General features: G+C 40.2%; 9 protein-coding genes. 4 read left to right on the plus strand and 5 right to left on the minus strand.

The window, feature by feature from the left end; all coding sequences use genetic code 11:
- Positions 1–41: 41 nt before the first annotated feature.
- Positions 42–356, minus strand: a complete 315-nt coding sequence (locus B4033_RS03665; protein ID WP_004816007.1) for a rhodanese-like domain-containing protein — start codon at positions 354–356, stop codon at positions 42–44.
- A gap of 91 nt (positions 357–447) precedes the next feature.
- Here B4033_RS03665 and B4033_RS03670 point away from each other — a divergent pair, with 91 nt between their 5' ends.
- Positions 448–936 (plus strand): YajQ family cyclic di-GMP-binding protein, encoded by a 489-nt coding sequence (locus B4033_RS03670; RefSeq protein WP_004816006.1) that lies wholly within the window; start codon positions 448–450, stop codon positions 934–936.
- A gap of 27 nt (positions 937–963) precedes the next feature.
- Positions 964–1,476 (plus strand): DUF4442 domain-containing protein, encoded by a 513-nt coding sequence (locus B4033_RS03675; protein ID WP_071321298.1) that lies wholly within the window; start codon positions 964–966, stop codon positions 1,474–1,476.
- Between the two features lie 202 nt (positions 1,477–1,678).
- Here the strand turns inward: B4033_RS03675 and B4033_RS03680 are convergent, their stop codons facing one another.
- From B4033_RS03680 to B4033_RS03690, 3 genes are all read right to left on the minus strand, one after another.
- Positions 1,679–2,050: an acyl-CoA thioesterase gene (locus B4033_RS03680; RefSeq protein ID WP_218954330.1), complete on the minus strand. Its 372-nt coding sequence runs from the start codon at positions 2,048–2,050 to the stop codon at positions 1,679–1,681.
- 74 nt (positions 2,051–2,124) lie between these two features.
- Positions 2,125–2,556 (minus strand): thioredoxin TrxC, encoded by a 432-nt coding sequence (trxC, locus tag B4033_RS03685; RefSeq protein ID WP_103800805.1) that lies wholly within the window; start codon positions 2,554–2,556, stop codon positions 2,125–2,127.
- Positions 2,557–3,453 (minus strand): alpha/beta hydrolase, encoded by an 897-nt coding sequence (locus B4033_RS03690; RefSeq protein WP_163164887.1) that lies wholly within the window; start codon positions 3,451–3,453, stop codon positions 2,557–2,559.
- Between the two features lie 124 nt (positions 3,454–3,577).
- On the opposite strand from B4033_RS03690, the gene B4033_RS03695 reads away from it, so the two are divergent.
- Positions 3,578–3,913 carry a TIGR01244 family sulfur transferase gene (locus tag B4033_RS03695; protein ID WP_071321295.1) on the plus strand — a complete coding sequence of 112 codons (336 nt, stop codon included), beginning with the start codon at positions 3,578–3,580 and terminating at the stop codon, positions 3,911–3,913.
- A complete protein-coding gene (locus B4033_RS03700) occupies positions 3,906–4,328 on the plus strand; it encodes a beta-lactamase hydrolase domain-containing protein (protein WP_286832178.1) in 423 nt (140 codons plus the stop codon). Before B4033_RS03695 ends, B4033_RS03700 begins: the two co-directional genes overlap by 8 nt.
- A 161-nt stretch (positions 4,329–4,489) precedes the next feature.
- Here B4033_RS03700 and B4033_RS03705 read toward each other — a convergent pair.
- On the minus strand, positions 4,490–6,448 hold a 1,959-nt coding region (locus tag B4033_RS03705; protein WP_286832180.1), incomplete at its 5' end, for an Ig-like domain-containing protein.

The following is a 6,448-nucleotide window of genomic DNA, read 5'->3' on the forward strand; positions in this document are numbered from 1 at the left end:
GAAAAAAGCGCCTGACGGCGCTTTTTCTTTTTAAAGCTTAATCAGGCACCCTGTTCCAGCGGCAAGCCTGCATCACGGGCAGCACGTGTACCCCCCATCAGGATGACATATTCACGAGAGCTGTCGAAACCCTCTAGTTTTTCAGCAGCACGAGGGGCTTTACTACCTCCACCACACAGGATATAAATCGGCTGATCCGTGGACACTTGAGTAAGGCTATCTGCTGAAAGATCGTTAATGGGCTGGTTTACCGCACCCTTAATATGTGCTTCAGCAAAAGCATTAGAATCACGTACATCCCAGATTACAGCACCTTCTGGGAACTCAAATGTTGTAATTTCTTGTTTACGGATCATTGCGCACTCCTTTGATGTAAACAACACTTGGCAAATGAAGAAAACATCCCTAGCATCTCAGATATTCTTTCCATTTGTAAAGGTCTAAACTATGCCTTCTTTCGATATTGTTTCTGAATTAGAAATTTTTGAAGTAAACCATGCAGTTCAAAACACGCAAAAAGAAATTGCGACCCGTTTTGACTTCCGTGGTCAGGACGTTTCAATCGAGCTGAACGAAAAAAATAAAGAAATCAAAATCAAGACTGAAAGTGATTTCCAGTGTGAACAAGTTTATAGCATGTTAGAAAATCACTTCTTTAAACGTAAAGTAGATATTCAGGCGCTCGATCCGCAAAAAGGTGCACCTTCAGGTAAAAACTATATCCAGGTGATCAAACTGAAAGACGGTCTTGACTCAGATACCGCAAAAAAAATTAATAAAGCCATTAAAGAAAGTGGCATTAAAGCGCAGTCTTCTATCCAAGGCGACAAGATTCGTGTGACCGATAAAAAACGCGATACTTTGCAACAAATTATGGCATTCCTCAAAGAACAGCAATTTGGTGTGCCTTTACAGTTCAACAACTTTAAAGACTAAGACAGTCTATTTTCGGATAATAGAACCATGGCCAAAAGCAATCGACTCTCCAAACTGGTAAAAGCAAGTTCACGACTTCCTCAAGGCATTCGTACTGCACTGCTGAGTAAAACCTTTGGACGTGTGGTGCCGATGGTCGGTTCTGCCCGAATTCGCTATGAACAGGTGAGCCATGATCAGGTCATGGTCAGCATGGCCAATCATAAGGCTATGCAGAACCATATTGGTCAGGTTCATGCCTGTGCCATGGCACTGCTTGCAGAAACAGCCACGGGATTTGTCACCGCAATGAACGTGCCTGATTCTGCAGTCGTCCTCATCAAAAGTATCAAAATTGATTATAAACGTCCTACCCAGGGGGCAATGCGTGCTATAGCCACTCTGACTGCTGAACAGCAGCAATTGATGCAAAGTACAGATAAAGGCGAAACATTGGTGCAGGTCGTCATAACAGATGAATCTGGCAAAGCACCGATTCAGTGTGAAATGCTCTGGGCCTGGATCGCTAAATCGCAACTTAAAAATAGAGTTGCTTCTTAATATTTTAATAATCTGTACTAACTAAATTGGGATCGAGTTAAAGCATTCTTATTATTTATAGAGATGATGACTACCATACCCTTCTGAGCTTAATAGGATTTGATCTTTAGCTTTAAAATCAGGACAAGTTTTAAAATCAAGATTTTATGATTTAATTTTTCAAAAATAAAAAACCAGACATATCGTCTGGTTTTTGCATTCATCAATTCGCTTGTTGAGCATCAATGAACTTTTGTTTTGCTTCATCCGGAATCAGGCGCTTATTGCCTTTGACATCCACGGCAACAAAGGTAAATACCCCTTCAGTAACACGTACAGGTGGACGGGAATCATCGTGACTGTCCCATACTTCAATTTGCATTTGAATCGAGGTATTCCCCACCTTCAGAATCTTGGTATAACAGCTGATCACATCACCGACTTTTACCGGCACCAGAAAAGTCATCTGATTAATTGAAATTGTCGCACAACGTCCCTTAGAAAAACGTTCTGCGTGAATTGCACCGGCCAAGTCCATTTGTGAAACAATCCATCCACCGAATACGTCACCGCTCCAGTTGGTATCTGCTGGCATTGCAATCGTCTGTAGGGAAAGAATTCCCTCTGGTTGTACATGAGAATCTGACACGTTAACTCCAGGCCTGGGTATTAAGATTTGGCATTCAGCTGCTGATCCAGCCACTGTTGTAGCTGTGGTGCTCTGAGTGCGCCACTTATTCTAGCAATTTCATCAGTTTTATTCATCAAAACCAGTGTCGGAATACTACGAACATTAAATGCAGCACTGAGTCTTGGGTTCGCTTCCGTATCAATTTTGGCAAATACCACATTTGGATACTGCTGCGCTACCGTTGCAAAATGCGGAGCCATCATTTTGCACGGACCACACCAGTCCGCCCAGAGATCGATCAGAATCGGTAAATCACTACCAGTCACGAACTGGCTAAAATTCTGTTCATTCAGTTCAATCGGCGCAAGTGGAATCAGGCCCTGATGACACTGGCCACATGCAGGACTCGCGGTGAGTTTATCTTCAGGCACACGGTTTTTGGCCTGACATGACGGACATACAATGATCATCTAACGAACTCCAATATATTGATGTAAGAATTCTAATTGGGTCGAAATTGCTTTTTCAAACCATTCACCATGATATATATCGAAATGTCGCATATTCCACTCATGATATTGGGCAAATGGTGCAATATTGGTTACCGTTTCACGGCTAGACTCAATCGGAATCAGGCTATCCTGTTGCGCAGCGATAAACAGAACCGGTACTGTAATTTTGCGCACATCCTGAATCGGTCGATAGCGGATCAGTTTAAAGAATACCCGTGCTGGTATTTCCCCACTCCAGTAATGGTCTGGATGAACGATTGACAGATAACCTTCGTAGCTATCGGGTGTTGGCAAGAAACAGAGTTCATTCTGGGCCACGACGGGTAAAGTTCGTGGCGTCATCCCGACTTTAGAGCCCATATAATCTTGACTGGAAATTTTCAGCGCTTTAGGCAGCTGCTGTAAAGGATACAATTTGGCACTTTCAGCACCATCCACAAATGGAACTTGGACCATAATGGCCTGTACATCTTTGGATTCTGCGGCAAGTGTTAGTACATATCCGCCACTCAAACTCGTTCCCCAGAGCACAATACGTTTAGCATCCACGGATTTACGTGCTTTAACGTGAGCAATCATGGTTCGCCAGTCTTCAAGCTGGGCTTTAATTGAAACCAGTTCTCGTGGTCGTCCGGTACTTCCACCCCAGTAGCGATAATCAAACAAAATGACGGCATAACCCGCTGCTGCAAAGCGTTGGGCATATTTGACCAGTTCAAAATGACGTAAGGCAGCCAGACCATGTGCCATTAAAATGACTGCTGGTTTTTGTATATTCTTGGGACGATAAAAATCGGCAGCAATGACATCTTGACCGCTTTTGACATACAGTGGTTCAACTGTATATACATGCATACGCGCTCCGTTGCGTTATTTTATGGTTGTATTCGTTTATAAAAATTTCAGATCTTTCTGCTCATTTTTGAGCTTAATGCTATCATAAAGCATATCTTTATAAATGAAATGATGGAGTGACATCATGAGTGAAAATGTAGGCTTTGCAGGTCAAATTGGTCCAGAACATATCGAACAGGTAGTTGAGAAAGGCTTTAAATCCATTATCAATAACCGCCCGGATATGGAAGGTGGTCCGGATCAGCCAACCAGTGCACAAATTGAAGAGGCTGCTCGTGCAGCAGGTCTGGATTATGTGCATCAACCTGTAGTTGCAGGTCAGATCACTGAACTTGATGTCCGTACTTTTGCCAATCACTATAATGAACTACCAAAACCCTTATTGATGTTCTGCCGTACTGGTAACCGTTCTAATAACCTGTACCAGATCGCAAAACAAATGGATTTATTGGATGACTAATCCCTGCTTCTGGAAATGTGCAATGCTTGGACTCGGTCTAAGCTTTGCTACACTCAGTTTTTCTGCAGAATTAAGCCGGCCATTAACTCCTACAGTAAGTGTAGCTGGACAAATGAATAGCATTAAGTTTCAAGAATTAATGAAACAGGGTTTTAAGTCTGTCATTGTCAATCGTCCAGATCAGGAAACAGGTAATGAAGTATCGGTTATTCAGCTTCGCACTATCGCAGAGCGCCATCATGCCAGTGTAATTTATCAGCCAGTGATTAGCGGAAAAATTACACAACAGAACATTGAAGAATTTTCCAAATACTATAATGACTTACCTAAACCCATTTTAATGGTTTGCCGTAGTGGTATACGCTCTGCTGTCTTGTATTACGAGGCGAAGGACCAAGGATTAATTCATGAATAAAGTTTTATTGATCATTTGCTTAAGTTTAAGTTTTGTTGGTTGTAGTTCGATGAATGTGAAACCCACGGTGGGTGTGAGTGTGGGAACTTCGATTTAATTTTTAAATTGAAATCCCCATAAAAAACAGCGCCGAAGCGCTGTTTTTTTGTTTATTTTTTAAATTAACGATAAGTTATATAAAAATTAGAAACCTTACCATTTGGAGCTGTAGTTGTAATTATAAAATTATCCCCAGCTGCACAATCTTTTAAACGATATTGGTAATAAGTCGAATTAATCACATTGGCAATTGGATTACTTCCTGAAGATAATGCAGCGGTACATGATTTATTATTATCTGTAGTATCCTCTGGAGTTACAGCAATTGTGGTACCTGATGGCATTGGTGTTGTTAAAGCACTCTTACCAAATAAATTGAAACTTAAAGAAGAACCGCTTGCTAGCAAGTCACGAATAGTCGCTGTACTATCAGCAAAATATAAAACAATTTGTTGACGTAAAATTGCCGATAATTGGTTATCACAAGTATTAGCAATATTAGGTTCAGAGAATGAAGAAATACCACAGGTTAAACGTGAACCTAGAAGCTGACGGTCATATTTAAATTCACCAATTCTATTATCATAAAGGTTATTTTCATTATCATCGCGGAAAAAGCTACCAATATTATTAACTAAGGTATCCTCTAGGGGTGTATAAATATTATCACCGTTCGTATCAACGTAACTCTTATCACCTTCCACGTAAGCTAGCACAGATACACGGCCATCAGCAGGACGTGGATTTTGAGTACTTAATTCTACAGAACATTGACCTTTAACAGTTGAGCATGCTCCATCAACTTTGCCACCCTCTGTAATAAAGTTAACTACTGTTCCATCGGGAACGTCATTACCGTTACGATCAGCTAATCGTGCAACGATGGTCGTAGTATCACCATCTTTATCATTCTCTAATGAGTTTTTAGAAACTGATAAACTAAAACTATTTTGAGTTGCACGCCCCATTGTAATGGTTATATTTTTCGCAAGTGCACTAAAACCACTAGGCAAAGTTGCTTTAATTTCTACAGGACCTGGAATATCGCCGGGGTAGATATTTACAATGACTTTACCATTACTATCAGTTTTAACTGTTCGATCCTCAGTATTGCCAAGACTTACAAAGCTTGAACCCCTTGGTGCATTATTCAAGCTTAATGTCACATCCTGATTGGCAAGTGTTGTGCCATTGGAATAAACGGTAAATTCTACTTGACTACTTGAAGAGGAACCGCTTCCCTGGACTGGAATCTTTAATTCATCCTTAGAGTTATAAACAATAGATGTAGCTGTTGCTGCTTGAATATTAACAAAAATATCTTTTGAATTTATTGTAGATGTACTTGGCGTTACAGTAATCTTCTGATTACCACTGCATAACTTACCAGCTATATCATAAGCATAATATGTATTGGAAATATTTCCTTCACTTGATGAAACAACTTTTGGATTACTGAAACTACCGCAGTCAGCAGAGAATGTAACTTCTTGATTATTTTTATAATTATTATCAGTATCTTTTATAATCAACGTTATGAGAGTCGAACCACCTGAAACTAGAGATGTACTTGCTGCAACAAGTTGGTCAATCACAATATCAGTTTTAACGAAACTAATATTTTTTGACTGAGTAGCAGTTTGATCATTTAATTCAACAGAGGCTAATATCTTATATGCGCCTGTCACATTCGAATCTGTTGGTATAACTCCAATACTTGCTTCACCATCAGCATTAGTAAAAACTGAGCTATTCGTGGTACTAAATGTCATATTTTCACCAGAAAAAGTAACTAGAGCCCCACGAACTGGATTACCATTTCCATCAGCTACTTTAATTGTTGCTATAGCTCCTAATGCCGAAATTTTTTGAGTTTCTGCACCATTTGAGTCTGTTAACAAAAAGTTAGTAATTTTGAGTGATTGGACTTCAGATGGGTTACCAGCATTATCTGAACCACCCGTATTACCACCTGAATTTCCGTTTTCATAGTAGCCTTCACTACCACCACCACCACAGCCTGCCAAAAGTAAAGCTAAAGCAAGAGCAGAAAACTTAGTGCTCAATTTTTTATTAATCAT

The organism is Acinetobacter sp. UBA3132 (assembly GCF_002364825.1).
GTDB lineage: Bacteria > Pseudomonadota > Gammaproteobacteria > Pseudomonadales > Moraxellaceae > Acinetobacter > Acinetobacter schindleri.

Coding starts and splice junctions, on each gene's coding strand:
- B4033_RS03665 (WP_004816007.1), bottom strand. CDS start 356: ATGATCCGTAAACAAGAAATTACAACATTTGAGTTCCCAGAAGGTGCT.
- B4033_RS03670 (WP_004816006.1), top strand. CDS start 448: ATGCCTTCTTTCGATATTGTTTCTGAATTAGAAATTTTTGAAGTAAAC.
- B4033_RS03675 (WP_071321298.1), top strand. CDS start 964: ATGGCCAAAAGCAATCGACTCTCCAAACTGGTAAAAGCAAGTTCACGA.
- B4033_RS03680 (WP_218954330.1), bottom strand. CDS start 2,050: ATGCCAGCAGATACCAACTGGAGCGGTGACGTATTCGGTGGATGGATT.
- trxC (WP_103800805.1), bottom strand. CDS start 2,556: ATGATCATTGTATGTCCGTCATGTCAGGCCAAAAACCGTGTGCCTGAA.
- B4033_RS03690 (WP_163164887.1), bottom strand. CDS start 3,453: ATGCATGTATATACAGTTGAACCACTGTATGTCAAAAGCGGTCAAGAT.
- B4033_RS03695 (WP_071321295.1), top strand. CDS start 3,578: ATGAGTGAAAATGTAGGCTTTGCAGGTCAAATTGGTCCAGAACATATC.
- B4033_RS03700 (WP_286832178.1), top strand. CDS start 3,906: ATGACTAATCCCTGCTTCTGGAAATGTGCAATGCTTGGACTCGGTCTA.